13 protein-coding genes are annotated in these 15,100 nt (G+C 61.3%); 4 read left to right on the top strand and 9 right to left on the bottom strand.

The features are described 5' to 3' along the window. Both G3N97_RS16420 and G3N97_RS16415 read left to right on the top strand, forming a co-directional pair. The gene (locus tag G3N97_RS16420; protein WP_205994183.1) at positions 1–1,383 is read left to right on the top strand and encodes a hypothetical protein; all 1,383 of its coding nucleotides are present in this window, start codon (positions 1–3) and stop codon (positions 1,381–1,383) included. Continuing rightward, positions 1,380–3,539: a hypothetical protein gene (locus G3N97_RS16415; protein ID WP_205994182.1), complete on the top strand. Its 2,160-nt coding sequence runs from the start codon at positions 1,380–1,382 to the stop codon at positions 3,537–3,539. Before G3N97_RS16420 ends, G3N97_RS16415 begins: the two co-directional genes overlap by 4 nt. Before the next feature lie 69 nt (positions 3,540–3,608). On the opposite strand, the gene G3N97_RS16410 is transcribed toward G3N97_RS16415, so the two are convergent. The 6 genes from G3N97_RS16410 to G3N97_RS16385 form a co-directional block, all read right to left on the bottom strand. After that, positions 3,609–5,144 carry a flippase gene (locus G3N97_RS16410; RefSeq protein ID WP_205994181.1) on the bottom strand — a complete coding sequence of 512 codons (1,536 nt, stop codon included), beginning with the start codon at positions 5,142–5,144 and terminating at the stop codon, positions 3,609–3,611. Continuing rightward, positions 5,141–6,304 (bottom strand): glycosyltransferase, encoded by a 1,164-nt coding sequence (locus tag G3N97_RS16405; protein ID WP_205994180.1) that lies wholly within the window; start codon positions 6,302–6,304, stop codon positions 5,141–5,143. Before G3N97_RS16405 ends, G3N97_RS16410 begins: the two co-directional genes overlap by 4 nt. Next, positions 6,301–7,131 carry a glycosyltransferase gene (locus G3N97_RS16400; RefSeq protein ID WP_205994179.1) on the bottom strand — a complete coding sequence of 277 codons (831 nt, stop codon included), beginning with the start codon at positions 7,129–7,131 and terminating at the stop codon, positions 6,301–6,303. The genes G3N97_RS16405 and G3N97_RS16400 overlap by 4 nt, the downstream gene beginning before the upstream one ends. Continuing rightward, positions 7,118–7,837 carry an acyltransferase gene (locus tag G3N97_RS16395; protein ID WP_241030629.1) on the bottom strand — a complete coding sequence of 240 codons (720 nt, stop codon included), beginning with the start codon at positions 7,835–7,837 and terminating at the stop codon, positions 7,118–7,120. Before G3N97_RS16395 ends, G3N97_RS16400 begins: the two co-directional genes overlap by 14 nt. Before the next feature lie 64 nt (positions 7,838–7,901). Beyond that, positions 7,902–8,843 (bottom strand): dTDP-4-dehydrorhamnose reductase, encoded by a 942-nt coding sequence (rfbD, locus tag G3N97_RS16390; RefSeq protein WP_205994178.1) that lies wholly within the window; start codon positions 8,841–8,843, stop codon positions 7,902–7,904. A gap of 46 nt (positions 8,844–8,889) precedes the next feature. After that, positions 8,890–10,260: an undecaprenyl-phosphate glucose phosphotransferase gene (locus G3N97_RS16385; protein WP_205994177.1), complete on the bottom strand. Its 1,371-nt coding sequence runs from the start codon at positions 10,258–10,260 to the stop codon at positions 8,890–8,892. Positions 10,261–10,272: 12 nt separating this feature from the next. Between G3N97_RS16385 and G3N97_RS16380 the strand changes: the two genes are divergently transcribed. Then, entirely contained in the window at positions 10,273–10,710 is a 438-nt protein-coding gene (locus G3N97_RS16380) for a hypothetical protein (RefSeq protein WP_205994176.1), read from the top strand. 189 nt (positions 10,711–10,899) lie between these two features. Here the strand turns inward: G3N97_RS16380 and G3N97_RS16375 are convergent, their stop codons facing one another. Further along, positions 10,900–11,298 carry a response regulator gene (locus G3N97_RS16375; protein WP_205994175.1) on the bottom strand — a complete coding sequence of 133 codons (399 nt, stop codon included), beginning with the start codon at positions 11,296–11,298 and terminating at the stop codon, positions 10,900–10,902. A 645-nt stretch (positions 11,299–11,943) separates the two neighbouring features. On the opposite strand from G3N97_RS16375, the gene G3N97_RS40170 reads away from it, so the two are divergent. After that, positions 11,944–12,921: a helix-turn-helix domain-containing protein gene (locus tag G3N97_RS40170; RefSeq protein ID WP_205994174.1), complete on the top strand. Its 978-nt coding sequence runs from the start codon at positions 11,944–11,946 to the stop codon at positions 12,919–12,921. 155 nt (positions 12,922–13,076) lie between these two features. Here the strand turns inward: G3N97_RS40170 and G3N97_RS16365 are convergent, their stop codons facing one another. Further along, on the bottom strand, positions 13,077–14,030 hold the full coding sequence (locus G3N97_RS16365; RefSeq protein ID WP_241030628.1) for a helix-turn-helix domain-containing protein: 954 nt from the start codon (positions 14,028–14,030) through the stop codon (positions 13,077–13,079). A 531-nt stretch (positions 14,031–14,561) separates the two neighbouring features. Beyond that, a partial coding sequence (locus G3N97_RS16360; protein ID WP_205994172.1) for an AraC family transcriptional regulator occupies positions 14,562–15,100 on the bottom strand: 539 nt, incomplete at its 5' end.

Raw genomic sequence — 15,100 nt, 5'->3', positions numbered from 1 at the left:
GTGGACAAGCTTCTCACTCTTTTCTTCATGCTGCTCTACTTGGGCAGCGTTTGTCTTCTATTCACGCGACGGCCACAATTCTTTGTTTACGTGACCGTCTTTTTCATTACGGTCAACGATCTTGTCTTCGTCAATCTGAACGACATTCTGGGTTCGAGCTTGATGGTGGCGAAAGCCTGGAAAGAAGTGTTTATCTGCGGTCTGCTGCTGCAAGCCATGATGAACACGCGAGGTCGAAACCCGTTTTCGATGTCGAGCCGCGCGGCGCGCATCACGATTGCAATCGGCGTGCTATCGGCCATCGGCATCGCTGTTGGCATGTCGCGCGGCGGCATCGTGGAGAGTATCCAGCAATGGCGCCGCTATTTCGTGCCGATTCTGCTCGCCACGCTGCTCGCCTCTCCCCGACTCGCGCAGCGCGTCGACATTCGCACGCTGACACGTGTTCTGCTTTCCATTGCATGTGTCATGGCGGTCTACGCCATCTATGAATATCTGACGTTCGACGGCGACTTCACGCGGCTTTGGTATTACAGCTTTGTGGCGCAGGCCAAAGAAGGCATCGACACGGATGCGCACCTGCTTCAATATCAGTTCATGCGCGGCGATCAACTTCGCGCCAGCGGCTTTTTCATCTCGGCGATCGAATACAGTCTGTTCAACGCGCTCGCGCTGACGATTTCGATTATCTCGCTCGTCAGACAGCGTCGTTTCTCTGCGAAGGTGATCTTCTCGGCGATCACGCTGCTTCTGGCGGCGGGCGAAGTTGTGGCGAACGTGCGCATAGGCTGGGTAGCCTGCCTGCTTGCTCTGTTCTCGGCCGCACAACTGCATTTCTTCAAGACGCGCTCTCTGCCCAGGCTTGCACTCGCGCCCATACTTATCCTGCTCGCCTCGTTCACGCTCATCATTTTCAATAAGGGCGATCTGGATGCCTCTTCGGTAGGCAGACTGGCGCAGTATGCTTCGGTCCCTTCCACGTTCCAGATTCAAGGTTATGGACTCGGCGCGATCGAGAACAACGGCGCAACCTATAAAGACTCCTGGTACATCTCGGTGTTGATGGTATTCGGCGTGGCCGCCGTCGGTTATCTCTGGCTCATGTTCGCGCCGCTCTCCGAGGCCTTGCGCAATCTCAGCCTCAATGCAGGTGACACTCGACATGAAGCGCGCGTGAAATATACGTTCTATCTCGGCACAATCGGCTTTTTCCTCGCGCAGTTCTACGTATTCGGGTTTCACTATTCCACGGGTCTTTCCCATTTGTATCTATTGCAGATATTCATGTTCACCGTCGCCACGAATTTACGCAGTCCGCGCAGCACAACCGTGAGCTTTACTCCCGACACACCGCGCGTTGCTGGCGAACTGGCCTGCCCATGACTCAAACCCGAGCGTTTTCTTCCTTACTACGGGCCTGCTCGCTTGGCGCCCTGTTGTACACACTGGCCAGTTGCGATACCCCCAAGGCGGCGGCAGTCTGGATCGAGCCGCTGCCTCTCCAAAGCGCAAAATCCGGTACGGCGCGCGGCTTGGCCGCTCAACGGGCGCTTGGGCCGAATGATCGCGTCATCGTCCGAGACGGCCACTTCTACACGTCTGGCGAGTCTGGCGATAGCCAACGCATCCGCTTCTTCGGCGTCAACCTCGCGCTTTCCGCCAATTTCCCCTCTGCGGACGACGGCGAAGCCCTCGCAAGCCGTCTGGCTGAATTGGGCGTGAACCTGGTCCGGTTGCACGCGATCGACCAACCTGCCGGATCAGCCTCGGCCAACACTTACCCGGCGGGCATCCTTCGCGACGCGACGCATCCGGAACTGGATCAGCAAGCAGCTGCGCAGCTCAAAAGCTTTATTACACAGCTCAGCAAACACGGCATTTATGTCGACCTGAATCTGCACGTCAATCACACGTTTCCCGCGTCCCGGCCCGGCGATTTCATTCCACCGCAGAGTAAGCCGCTTCAGATTTTCGATGACGAGATGATCCAGTGGCAGATCCGCTATATACGGAATCTCGTGGCCGCGCTCGACCTGCGCAACACGCCGGCACTCGCGATGATCGAAATCGACAACGAGTCGACGCTGATCGATAACTGGCAAGAAGGTAGCCTGCCGTCGCTCGTGAAGGGTCGATTCCTGCAAGAGCTCGAAACGAAGTGGGCGCAATACCGCGTCGCCCACCATCTCTCGCCGGCGCCGCTACCACTTGTTCCGCGCGGCGTATCGGCAACGCTGGCGAAAGAGGCCGCGCAATTTTTCGTGGATCTCGACGCGAGCTATATCGACCTCATGACATCGACCGTCAGCGATCTGATCGGCAAGACCACGCCCATCGCGGGTACGCAGGTTGCGCACGGCGGACGATGGAGGCATGGCGGCTTCGTCAACTTCGACGTCAATCGCTCGGCGAGTTTTATCGACGCGCATTTTTATGTCGATCATTACTGGTTTCCGCATCGACAATGGGATTGGACCGACTGGCGAATATCGAACAGCTGGCTGGGTGACGCCGCAGACAGTACGCTGCTCAACGTTGCCTACGCGCGTGCGGCTGGAAAGCCGTTCGTGATCAGCGAATTCAATCAGCCATGGCCAAATCAGCAGGATTCGGCCATGTTGCCAGTGGTGACGCAGTTAGCCGTGGCTCAAGACTGGGACGGCCTCATTCTGTACAACTGGTCACATGATAAAAACTGGCATGTCACGACCCCATCCGACTTCAGCCTGAAAGGCGACTGGACCAAGCTGGTGCAGTTCGCACAATGCGCCCACTACTTTCGCGCCATTCGCCCCAATACTGCGTTCCCCCGCACGACGATCTCCCTCAGCACCGATGAGCGCATGCGCGCTGCGACCCGCAACGTTGCGGGCGCATTCGGCAGCTATCTGAGTGATCAACACGCCGTCCCTCCCACACTCCCCGCCCATCGCCAGATCATGATGGCGAACGCGGCCGCGTTCAGTGTGCGCGACGAAGATCATTCGCCAACTTCGTCCTATCTCGACATCGATCGGGGCGGGAAGCAAATCCGCTTTGGTTCGAGCTACGCGGCGGGCGTCACCGGCTACCTTCCTGTCGATCAGCGCGTCAGCACGCCGATCCTGGACGTGACCCTGCTGCCGCCGAGCCGCGGCTTCGCAACGGCGTTTCTGACGAGCGTAGACGGTGAGCCATTGGCGCAGTCCTCGCATCTTCTGCTCACGCTGCCAGGATTCACCATGGGCAGCACACGCAACGGTCCTCAGTCGCTCGAATCCAGCGGACTGCCAGGTCAGTGGCAGACCATTGCGCCAGAGCGCGGCGGCGCGCCGTCGTCGAATTTGAAGGACGTTTCCGGACCGTCACAGATGGAGCGCATTCCCGCGAACGTATCGCTACGCATTCCGAGCCTCGGTGCGAGCGTGTACCCGTTGAGCTTCGACGGCACCCGGCTTGCCGCGATCCCTGCGAAAGTGACGCAAACAACCGTCACGTTTTCCGTCAACACGAAATCGCTGCCGTTTGCGGCGAGCTACGAGATTGTGATCCAGCATTAACGAAAGAAACTACGCGAACCGGAAGGTCATTTCAGCACTTCCGGTTCGCGTAATATCGCCGACCGATCGTCACGCGCGCGGCGCTTGCTTCCCTCGCATCAGACCACGCGCGACAAGATCGATCACCACACGGCGATCATCGTCATTGAGCACGACAAACCAGAACGCCAGACAGAAAACACCCAGCGCCAGGCCGCCAAGCGAAATTCGCCAAACCGCGTTGTGGACCCACACCAGCGCGAGCAGTGAGGCCACCGTCGCGAACAAGACGCTCGCCAGCTCGCGAATCGCGCGCCACGGCACCTGCGCAACACGTCGGCTCATCCACCACAAGAGCCCCGCGTCGAGCATCATTCGTAACGCCCACCCTGCTGCAGCACCGACAATACCGAAGTATTTCGTCAACGCAATTAATGCAATCACATAGCAAGGCAATTCAATCAGGTGAAGTTTCGCCGTCACGTCTGCGCGGCCCATCGCCTGTAGCAGATTGAACGCAACCTTCGAAAAACCGTTGATATAAAGGCCAATCGCGAGCAGTTGCATGACGAGCGCACTATGCTCCGCAAACGTCGGACCGACCCAGATCCCAAGAAAGGGCCCGGCCACTGCGACGATCACGAGCACCAGCGGGAAAAGCGACGCGGCAATCAGCTTCGCACCCAGCGTCAGCAGGACACCCGATTGAGAGCGATCGACCACCAGCCGGCTCGCCATGATCGGAAAAAGAACACCGAACAGCCCTTCAGAAACGATATTGAGTTTGAAAACCACTTCGTAGGGCGTGGTGTAAAACGCGACGGCCGCCGTGCCGAGCAATGCGCCGATAAAGAATCGGTCCATATAGACCATGATCGGCGAGACTACGTTCGACACGGTCATCCATCCACCGAACGAAAGCAGTTCCCGGCAGAGCGCGCGATCCGGCATGCCGAGTTCGATGCGCCCTTCGAGTTGGCGCACGGTGTAGTACGCGTGCACCAGCGTGGAAACGAGACGACCGATCACCAGCGAGAGGACGATCCAGTCAAGTCGCGACGAGAACGGCAACACGCACAGGGGTCCGCCGAAGGTCCAGAGCCCAAGCGGCGTCCGCACCGCGTTGGTGATGTCGAAGCGCTGAAACGCCTCCAGTACGCCACGCAATCCGGTGGTCAGGATGACCATCGGAATGGAGAGCGCCAGCAGATAAAACGCATTGCGCGTCTCCGCCACGAAGCGCGCCGGAACCTTGAGTACGGTGACGAGTTCCGGCGTCAGCACGCCGACCACGACCGAGCCCGCGATACCGAGCCCAACCATCAGCACGAGACCCGTCGATACCAGTTGCGCGATTTCCTTCGTACGTCCCAAGCCGATCCGGTCAGCAACGAGTTTGGTCAGCGCTCGCCCCAAGCCCAGATCGAACAGGTTGAAATAACCGACCACCATCCACGCAATCGTCAGCAGCCCAAAACGATCACTGCCGAGATGGTGAATCAGCATGGGAATACTCACTGCGGCCAAAGCAAGCGGCAGTATCTGTCCCAACAGGTTATAGAGCAGATTGCGCGTGAGCCCCGTCGAGGAGGTCCGGACCGGCGTCGCTTCCGTCACGGCGCTCATTGCGGAATTCCCGTTGCGGCGGAAGCGGCGGGCGCCTGATCCGGCATAGGCTTTTCACCATCATCCGGCGTGATGCAGTTCACAATCGCATTCATATAACTACGTTCGGTGAAACTATCCAGGTAGGCTTGACGCGCCGCTTCGGCCATCGCGACGTACTCGGTTGCGCGCGTGGCGACGGCCCGTTCGAGCGTACACACAAAATCCCTGTCGTCGGCCGGCTGAAAGAGGAATCCGTTGACACCGTCAACGACGATCTCCTGCAGCCCGCCATGCGCGGCAGCGATCACGGGGCGCTTCATTGCGAAACTCTCGACCGCGACGCGGCCAAACGGCTCGGGCAAAGTCGACGGCACGAGCGCGAAGTCAGCCCATTGGTAGTGCACGGAGGGATCATCCGTAAAGCCGCTTATTTCGACGCGCTGCGCGCAATTCGCGGCGGCATGTTGCAACTGGGACAGCAGAGCCTCGTAACCCGGAAACACCGCGCCGACAATGCGGATTTCAACCGGCAACGCGCGCCCGAGCGTCGCTAGCGCATCGAGGACGAACTGCTGGCCCTTCCACGGATTGATGCGCCCGATGATGGCGAGGCGCAGCGGCCTCACCGATCGTGGCGCGGCCGAGGTGACGTCACCGCGCACTTCGACGCCGTTGTGAATGACCGTCCCTCGCAGACCGAATGCGCCAGCCGTCGCGTTCGAGTTGTAGATCAACGATGCACGCGAAAACTTCAGCATCGTGTTGAAAACGCGTAATGCCAGTTTGGACGGAATCTCTCGCACATGCACATAGCTGCCCCGTTGTCTGAGCCGCAACGCCATGATCGCAGCCACACACACGACGGTATTCACGTAGCAAATGTCGTAGCTCGCGAACATCCGGCGAAAGCGCAGCCAGGAGAACGCCATGTCTTTCAGCGTGCGAAACGGCCGCGCCTTCAGCTTCTTCTTGCGCAACACCCCATTCTCGTCGTACTGGATCCGGCTCGCATACCGCGCCACCAGATCGACGAGCGGCCCGGGCTCGGGCAGCACCACGTCGATCAACGCGTCGGGATGGCGCTCGCGCAACGCGGCCAGCGCCGAAAGAAAACTCCGGTCGGAACCATACAGTTCCGCGCCCTGATGCACCATGACGATGGTTAGCGGCTTGCTCAACGAAACACCTCGGCAACGACATGGAAGAATCGGCTACGTGCTCGCACGGCGCTCGCAACGCGCCACGCCTTCCACAACACGTAACCACGAATCGCGAGCATTTCCAGCGGATTGCGATCGAACACGCGCAGCCACGATTGCCACAGCCAGATCTGTCGCTGCAGGATGGCGGCGGGATCGGTCGTGCTGCGCAGCGCGGAATCGTGGCCGAGCTGCGCGCCGGTGATCCACGCGCGCGCGCCGAACCGCGAGAGATCGCGGCAAAAACGCGTATCCACGCCGTAGAGGCGCAGACGTTCGTCGAACGGTCGTGGACCGAGTCGCGCGAGCAACGCGCGGCTCATGCACATGCCGCTCATCATCGCGGTGAAGTTGCGCGGCAGCATCGCCCTGCCCGTTACGCCTGGCAGCGACGCGCCCTTGATCCACTTGAGACAGCCCGGGCTGATGGTCTTGTCGCCGTGCACGATGCGCGGCGCGTACACATCGGCCTCGCGCGCCTCGATCGCCTCGCTCAGTTCGCGAAAGAAGCTCACATCCACGCGCGAGTCCTGATCGAAGATCGCAACGTAAGGACGGCTGCTCGCGCGCACGAGCGTGTTATAGACCTTCGACAACGGCTCGTTCGCCGCCGACGAGTAGTAACGCCACGGCATGCGCAGAAAATCGGCGCGCGGCGGCGCGGGCTGCTCGCGCGCGTTGTCCCAGATATGCACCTCGGCGTCGATGCCGAGCGCGGCGAAGTCGATCTGACTCAGCGTCATCAATGTTTCGGCATCCTGAGGATCGCACCGATACAGCACAACGATCAGATCAATCGCCAGCATGATTTTCGCTCTCCAGCCGGCTGCCCACGACACGCGCGGGCACGCCCGCCACGATCGAATACGGCGGCACGTCGCGCGTCACCACGGCGCCCGCAGCAATCACGCAGCCCTGCCCGATCGTCACGCCGCCGAGCACCGTCACGCGCGCGCCAATCCAGCAATCCTCGCCAATCGCAATCGGCTTGCGCGTGGTGCCCTGCTCGCGGATCGGCCGCGTGAGGTCGGCGAAATTGTGATTCTCCGGATGCGCGCTGAAATGCTGGCCGATGATCGTATTGCGCCCAATGCGCACGCCGCCCGAACCGCCCACGCTGGAGAATTCGCCGATACCGCAGCCGTCGCCGATTTCGATGTACGCGCCAGGCCGCGCGATATCGGTGCCCACGACGAGCCGCACATACGCGCCGATCGTCGCGCGCGCGCCGATGCGCAAACCGTCGCGCCCGAGGCCACTGAGAATCGCGCCGTCGCCGATGGTCGCGTAACGGCCGATGCGCACCTTGCGGCCAAAACGCAGACGCACGCCGCGTCCCATGAAACACGGCGTCGCGCGCGCGCAGCGCAGCGTCGTCCGCAGCGTGCCGCGCGCGAGGTTCACGCTCTGCTCGGCGAGAAACAGCAGCACGTCCATGCCGCCGATATCGGGCGCCAGCGCTTTTCCGGGGCGAATGCGCCGCAGCGCCGCGTTGACCATGCCCGTCAGCATGCGCGTGCCCGGCGGCGAGCGCCGGTCTCGGTGTGTGTCATGAGTGATCCGTCTCGTAGGTCCATCAGGTCGCCGTAGCGAGCGCTTCGGGCAGCGCGACGCCGTCAAGACAGCAGCGCAGCGCGGCGTCCCATTCGGGCGCGCGCAGGCCGAAGGTGCGCCAGAGCTTGCTGCAATCGAGCGCGGAGTTCGCGGGGCGTTGCGCGGCCGTGGGCCATGCGCCGCTGTCGATCGGGCGCACGTCCGCCGTGCTGCCCGCGATCTCGACGATGGTCGACGCGAAATCGTGCCACGAGGCGCAGCCGGACGCCGTGAGGTGATAGAGGCCCGAGCGCGCGTCCCACCACGCGCCGCGATCGTCCGCCGCGAGACTTTGCGCGACGATATGCGCGGTCTGCGCGGCAATCGTCGCGCTCCACGTGGGTGCGCCGAACTGATCCGCGACGACGTCGAACGTATCGCGCTGCTGGGCGAGACGCAGCATCGTACGCAGGAAGTTCTTGCCGCGCATGCCATAGACCCAACTCGTGCGCAGAATCAGATGGCGGCAGCCGACGTTCGCAATCGCGCGCTCGCCCGCCAGCTTCGAAAAGCCGTAGACGCTCAGCGGCCGCGCCGTGTCGGTCTCGACGTAGGGCGCGGTCTTCGTGCCGTCGAACACGTAATCGGTCGAATAGTGAATCAGCACCGCGCCCGCGCGCTTCGCTTCGAGCGCCATCACATGCGGCGCTTCGGCGTTGATGCGATACGCGAGTTCGCGCTCGGTCTCGGCGCGCTCGACCGCCGTATAGGCCGCCGCGTTGATCACCAGTTGCGGACGCAGATCGCGCATGACTTGCACGATCGAATCGGGATCGCTGAGATCCAGACCCACACGCTCCGGCGCGACCACGCGACCCAATCCCTGCAGCGAGCGCATCAATTCGTGGCCGACCTGGCCGTTACGGCCCGTCAGCAAAATCAGCGGAGTCGCGCGCCCGTTTTGCGCACCGATACTGCTGCTCATCTGTTCATCTCCCGATCGGTTTTCGATTCGTCGCCGCGTCATGCCATCAATACGCGTTGCTGTTGACGAGGCCCTTCACGACAGTCGCCATCACGATTCGCATGTCGAGCGCGAACGACCAGTTGCGCAGGTAATAGAGATCGTGCTCCACGCGCTTTTCCATCTTCTCGATGCGATCGGTTTCACCGCGATACCCATTCACCTGCGCCCAGCCGGTAATGCCCGGCTTGATGCGATAACGGTGGATATAGTCGGTCACGACGTCCTGATAGAACTCGTCGTGTTCGAGCGCATGCGGACGCGGACCCACCACCGACATTTCACCGCGCAGCACGTTGATGAATTGCGGCAGTTCGTCGAGACTCGTGCGCCGCAAGAATGCGCCGACGCGCGTGATACGCGAATCGCCGCGCTTCGCCTGCGTGACCACGCCATGCTGTTCGGCATGCACGCGCATGGAGCGGAACTTGTAGATGCGGAACGCGTGGCCGTCGGCGCCCTTGCGATACTGGCGGAAGAACACCGGACCGCGCGACGAGAGTTTCACCGCGACGGCGATCGCAATCAGCAGCGGCGACAGCGCCAGCAACGCAGCAGCGGCAAACAGGCGGTCGAAGATGTCCTTCTTCACCATCGCGTGCGGCGGCAGCGGCGACGCGATCAGATTGATGGCGGGTTCGCCGATCAGATCGGTCATGCCGCCGTCGAACAGCGCGACGCTCTGCATGTCGGGAATGAAGCGGATATTGATCAGCTCGTTGCGGAATTCGCGCACGAAATGCTGGATCGTCTGACTCTCCGAAAGCGCCAGCGCCAGCCAGATCTCGCGCACCTTATTGCCACGCACGCGCGCGACGAAGCGCTCGAATTCGCTTTCGCCACTCGCGTCGCGACGCTCCATCGCGGCGGGATCGAACATCGCCGTCACGCGAAAGCCGCTTGCGGGCGATGTCTGCACTTTGCGCACGAGTTCGCGGCCGCGCTCGCCGTGTCCGACGATCGCCACGTCGCGCAGATTCATGCCCGCATGGCGCACGCGGCGCATCACGCCATGCACGACGAGACGCGAGGCGATCAGCGCGCCGCCCGAAATCGCCGTCCAGTAGACGAACCATAGACGCGACACCAGATCGGTACGATGCAGCGTAAACATCAGCACGAGGCCGCAGACCTGCACCACGATCCACGCAAGCGCCGTCTTGCCGACGAGCGCCGGCAAGGAACGGCCGCGCCACGATTCGTAAAGCCCGAACACCGGAAACACGGCGAGCGCGAAGGCAATCGCAAAAGCAATGAACCCGCTGTTCATCGGATTGTCGACGGCGTCCTGATAGCGGATCTGCGAAGCCAGCAGCGCGCCCAACCCGATGAGCGCGGCGTCGAGCAGCCGCGCAAGCAGTCCTTGTATTCCTGGCATTGTCCGACTCCCGTGCGTGAGGTCAGCGGCGAGGGCACACAGCCCATCGTTTCGCATTCCTGCCTGAATGGCGAGCGGCGCGCCCGTGTTCTGGCGCATCGCATCATCGCGGGCTTCGGCTGCTCTGGCTGGCGCGATCGCCTTGTCGGCGCTTTGTTGGCGCCTCAAGCCACCCCGGCCAGCCCCCGCTCGTTGCAATGCATCATAGACAGGCGGCCCGCAACGGCTTCGCGCCTGACCGATCCGGCCAACATGTTGGCGGGATCGGGTCAGGCGGCGGCGAGCAATCAGCAAGAACGCGGCAATTCAGCGGATTCGCCGGCGCGCTATATCAACGCGAATGCGAATGCCGATGAAGCACAGATCGAATTGGCGCTATCGAGAAGAAAATTGGCGCGTACGGAATGGCCGATGCGAATCCACCGTGCGAAAACCGGCGGAAGCAATTGAAAAAACAGAATGGAGAATGACGCGATTCGTGCGCACGTTCGTGCGGGAATCGCGGAGGAAATCGCAGCTGGAATATAACGAAGAAAAAATCGGTAATTCGAACGCGATCAAACCCGAAAACAGAATGACAGCATGGCGATTTTTTACCGGATCGCCACAATGGTCTGAATGGCCTGAATGGCCGAACCATCACATCATTCTGTTGCCCGGTAAGTAAGCGTGTGCAAAACCCTGGCTTTCCCACGCGTACAGCGAACCGAGCGATTCGATACCGCGAAACGGCTTTTCGATGCTGGTGCTCGCGCCGTGTTTCAGCCCTGAATCGATCACATCGTGCGAGGTGCCGGGGGTCACGCACAGCACCACGGGAACGGCCGCTTCGGATTGCACGAGTCGATACAAAGTCTCGTAGCGGCAGCAGTCCGGGTTGATCCAGTCGATCAGGCAGACGTCTACCGAGACCTCCGCCAGCAGGCTCCGGAACGCCTCGTCGTTCGATGCGCCGAAACAGACGTGCCCCGACAACGCGCAGGTTTCGAGGACGCGGTCGAGCTCTGCCAGATCGGGTTCCAGAAGGGCAAATTTCATGTCAGTGGGAGCACCTGCAACAACGCCATTAACCAGGGTTTGGGCACCACTGGATTCAACTGTTCGCATAACCCGCGCGACGAGCAACGTGGTGACGTTCCAAAAAGTCTACGCGAACTTTTCGGAAAAAGTGTCAGAAAAGGTTAATACCTGGGAGATATCCTGGCATCGCGAAGAATGATTAAACTTTTCTTTGCCCCTGCCGATAATTCAGAGGATGAATCCGGACCGATTCCAAAACGCTGTTTCATCGATTCAAAACGTCAGTTTTATGCAATGCGCACATTTTCAGCCGTGCACGCTCAGGGTATTTGAAAGTCGGTGGTGAGCGCTACGAAAATTTTCACTGCGCGTCGTTTCGCCTCGCAGACGAGACCATCGTTGAAACACGCTCATTAGCCGCCACTCCACGGGCATGCATCCGTGCACAACGTGCGTGCGTACACGCGCACTGAGACGCACGGTATAGCGGAAAATAATGTGCGGTATATCGTTGCGCGGCTCGCCCGCTTCCACACAACAACACCAGGCGCCATCAACGCGAGCATGCACACAACGGCACGCACGCATCGTCGACAAGCACGCGCAGCTTTGCGCATGACCGTGCAGTAAACTGGCGGCCTCATTCTCCCGGGAAAACACATCGTGCCTCTCACCGCGCATCTGCCAGGCCGCGGCGGCAGCGCCGTCGCTTTCGCCGCGCGCGGCGCGGGTAAAGCCATCGGCGTCGTCGTGTTCAATGGATTTTCGCTGCCGGAAATGGCGCGGCTCGTGGAAGCGTTCCAGCTCGCCAACACGATGTCCGCACCCCACGCCGACATCAGCGTCTATCGCGCGCCGTGGCGCGTCACGCTGCTCTCGCCTTCGGGCGGGCGCATCGCGAGCGACTCGTCGGCATTCGTGTGGACCGAGGGATTCGACGAGCACGTGCCGTCGCCGCCATTCGACACGCTGTTTCTCGTCGAAGGCTCCGGCTTGTCCGCCGCGTTGCGCGATCGGCGCGTCGCGCACTGGTTCACGCGTGCGGAGTCGAACGGCGAGCGGCTGATTGCGTCGGCGCGGAGTTTGCGATGGCTACGCGCGCCGAGGCGGCACGCTGCCTCGCTCGACGACGCGCGCACGATCCATCACGACGAAGCGCACCACGCGAGCCGCGCCAGCGAAGCACGCTTCGCCGCCGCGTTGAAATTGATCGAGACGGACCAGGGCGCGGCCATCGCGCAGCGCGTGGAAAAGCAGATCGCGCATCGCACCGAATCGCCCTTTCCCGTGAGCGCCGACGCTATCGCGAAGCGCGGTCCAAGCGAGCAGATTCAAGCCGCGATGCACTGGCTCGAAGCGCACTGGAACGAATCCGTCGCGATGCATGAAGCCGCCGACGCAGCCGCGATGAGCGAACGCAATTTCCTGCGCCGCTTCAAGATTGAAACCGGACAAACGCCGAACGCGTATTTGCAACGCCTGCGCTTCGACGCGATTTGCCAACTGCTTGCACAAACCGATTTGTCCGTCGAACACATCGCGCGCCGCTGCGGAATGGGCAATGGCGTGCGGCTGGCGCGTCTGCTGCGCAGTCGGCTCGGCGTCACGCCCGCTGAATATCGGCGCGCACCTGTGCTTTGAAGCCTGAAATCCCGATTGAAACCTGAACCCTGAATGCCGCCGCGCTGATCGCGCACGCGCCGTGTGAATGCATCACGCGCAGGCCGGCGAAGCAGATGGCGTGATCAACTCATCGACGTGATCGACGAAATCGACGTGATAGTCGTGATTCGCATTCAAGCGGCCGTGCGGCGCATGTTGGTGCGATATTCCGTCGGCGTGGTCGAGAGGTGCTTGCGAAACAGCTTCGCGAGCCAGCCGCCGCTGCCAAGACCGCATCGCCGCGCAACCTTGTCGACGGGCAGATCGGTATCGACGAGCAAACGGCAACACATGTCGATGCGCACGTAGAGCAGATAGTCCGACGGCGTCACGCCCATTTCGATCTTGAAGCGGCGCAGGAAATTGCGTTCGCTCATCGCGGCAATCTGCGCCGCGTCGTCGATCGTGATGGGACGGTCGCCATTCGCCTCGAGCCATTTCGCCGACGCCTGAATGCGTTCGCTGACGAAGCCCGACACGTTCTCGCGTATCGTCGCGGTAAACGAAGTCTGCTGCTGCGTCATCACGCGGCCCACGGCCTCGCGTGCGAAATCGCCGCCGAAATCCTGCTCGATCAGCGCAAGCGCCTTGCGAACCGGCGCCGTTGCGACCGCCGCAAAACCGCCTTCAGCCGAACGATGCGGCTCGCCTGCGCTGCGCAGGAACGCGTCCCAGCCATGCGTCGAACGTTCGACACCGGCGGCGTCGAGCAACAGCCGCCCGTCGCCGATCGGCACCACGGCCTCGCTGCGCGAGCCCTCGCGCTGCAGCCAGCGGATCAGCCGCTCGTCGCGCAAAGCATGACGCGCACCGGCGCCGCCCGCAACGAAGAGCGTATGGAAGCCGTCCGAGAAGCGGCGGTTTTCGACACTCTCGGTCCACACGAACACGGACGAAGAACTGTCGATACGCCCGCCTGCGATGGACAGCAGGGTCACGTCGTAGCGGATCTTGCCGCCCATGGCCGGCTCCGATTGCGACAACGCATTCGCCGACTGGAACATCTCCAGAACCGTCGCCGCTTCGGGCAACGCAAAGCCACTAAAAAGGAGCAGGCCAATACGCCTTGCCGCCTCCAGATGCGGCAAGGCGCGCAACTCCGCGACGTTATTTCTTTGACTACGTGTCCCACACTCCATCGGTTACCCCGCTAATCAATTGTCATATCAGCTTGCGTCGAGCTGACTTAATCGACTGATCTGATCGTACAGTATGTGGGTACACGTTTAAACAGTGACTGGCGGAAATCGCCAACATGTTGGCGGCAAATGGCATTCGACAAAAATCGGGAAAACGTTTGCCAGCCTTTTCAATAATGCCCATAAGACCGGGCATAAGAAAACTGCCTGGAATCCGCCAGATTCCTCTTCCGCAGCAACGCGGATCGTACCATCAACGCAGCCGTGAAATCATTGTTTTCATTGATTAATCACGCGCGTACCACGACTTGACGAGGTGCGTTGCCGAGCACAATGCGATGCAATTCGGGCTTCTACTTATGCGCGATGAATCGGCAATTCACATTTATGCAATTTTGCACCAAAGTCGCGCGACCTTCGACAGATCAATATAGAGAGTGAATATCCAATTCAGTGAATTATGTTGATTGCCGAACAGATTCAGTTCGCGCCCTGCACTATTGGATTGCATTCGGCGACTTTCGGCATGCGCAAACGTGCGCGCACGCGATACTCCGCCGGCGTGCACGCAAAACGTTTTACGAATACGCGCGCCATGGTTTCTCCGCCGCGCCAGCCGCAGCGTTTGGCGATGCCGTCGAGCGAGAGGTCGGTCGAGACGAGCAGCGTCGAGGTCAGTTCGAGTCGCGCGCGCAACAGGAACTTCAGCGGCGTGAGCCCGGTTTCCACCTTGAAACAGCGCAGGAAATTCCGCTCGCTCATCGCCGCCATGCGCGCGACGTCGGCGACCTGCACGGCGTGCGTGCAATTCGCTTCGAACCACTGCACGGCCGCGCGCACGCGTTGCGTCGACGAGGCCGCAGTGCCCTTCACGAACGCCGAGTTCAGCGCGCTCGCGCCCGCCGACGACAAGCGGCTCGCCACCTCGTGCGCGACGAGCACGCCAAGATCGCGCTTCACGCGCGCGAGCGCCGTGGTCGTGGGCGTGGCCCAGCCCGAGGCGTCGGCGGGCGCGCGCA

The sequence above is a fragment of the Paraburkholderia sp. Ac-20347 genome, assembly GCF_017104805.1.
Classification (GTDB): Bacteria; Pseudomonadota; Gammaproteobacteria; order Burkholderiales; family Burkholderiaceae; genus Paraburkholderia; species Paraburkholderia tropica.
Note: the sequence above shows the minus strand (reverse complement) of the source record. Positions and strands in the feature narration are given on the sequence as shown.

Excerpts from the sequence above, each read along its gene's own strand:
- G3N97_RS16415 (WP_205994182.1), top strand. The coding sequence starts at position 1,380 with ATGACTCAAACCCGAGCGTTTTCTTCCTTACTACGGGCCTGCTCGCTT.
- G3N97_RS16410 (WP_205994181.1), bottom strand. The coding sequence starts at position 5,144 with ATGAGCGCCGTGACGGAAGCGACGCCGGTCCGGACCTCCTCGACGGGG.
- G3N97_RS16400 (WP_205994179.1), bottom strand. The coding sequence starts at position 7,131 with ATGCTGGCGATTGATCTGATCGTTGTGCTGTATCGGTGCGATCCTCAG.
- G3N97_RS16395 (WP_241030629.1), bottom strand. The coding sequence starts at position 7,837 with ATGCTGACGGGCATGGTCAACGCGGCGCTGCGGCGCATTCGCCCCGGA.
- rfbD (WP_205994178.1), bottom strand. The coding sequence starts at position 8,843 with ATGAGCAGCAGTATCGGTGCGCAAAACGGGCGCGCGACTCCGCTGATT.
- G3N97_RS16385 (WP_205994177.1), bottom strand. The coding sequence starts at position 10,260 with ATGCCAGGAATACAAGGACTGCTTGCGCGGCTGCTCGACGCCGCGCTC.
- G3N97_RS16375 (WP_205994175.1), bottom strand. The coding sequence starts at position 11,298 with ATGAAATTTGCCCTTCTGGAACCCGATCTGGCAGAGCTCGACCGCGTC.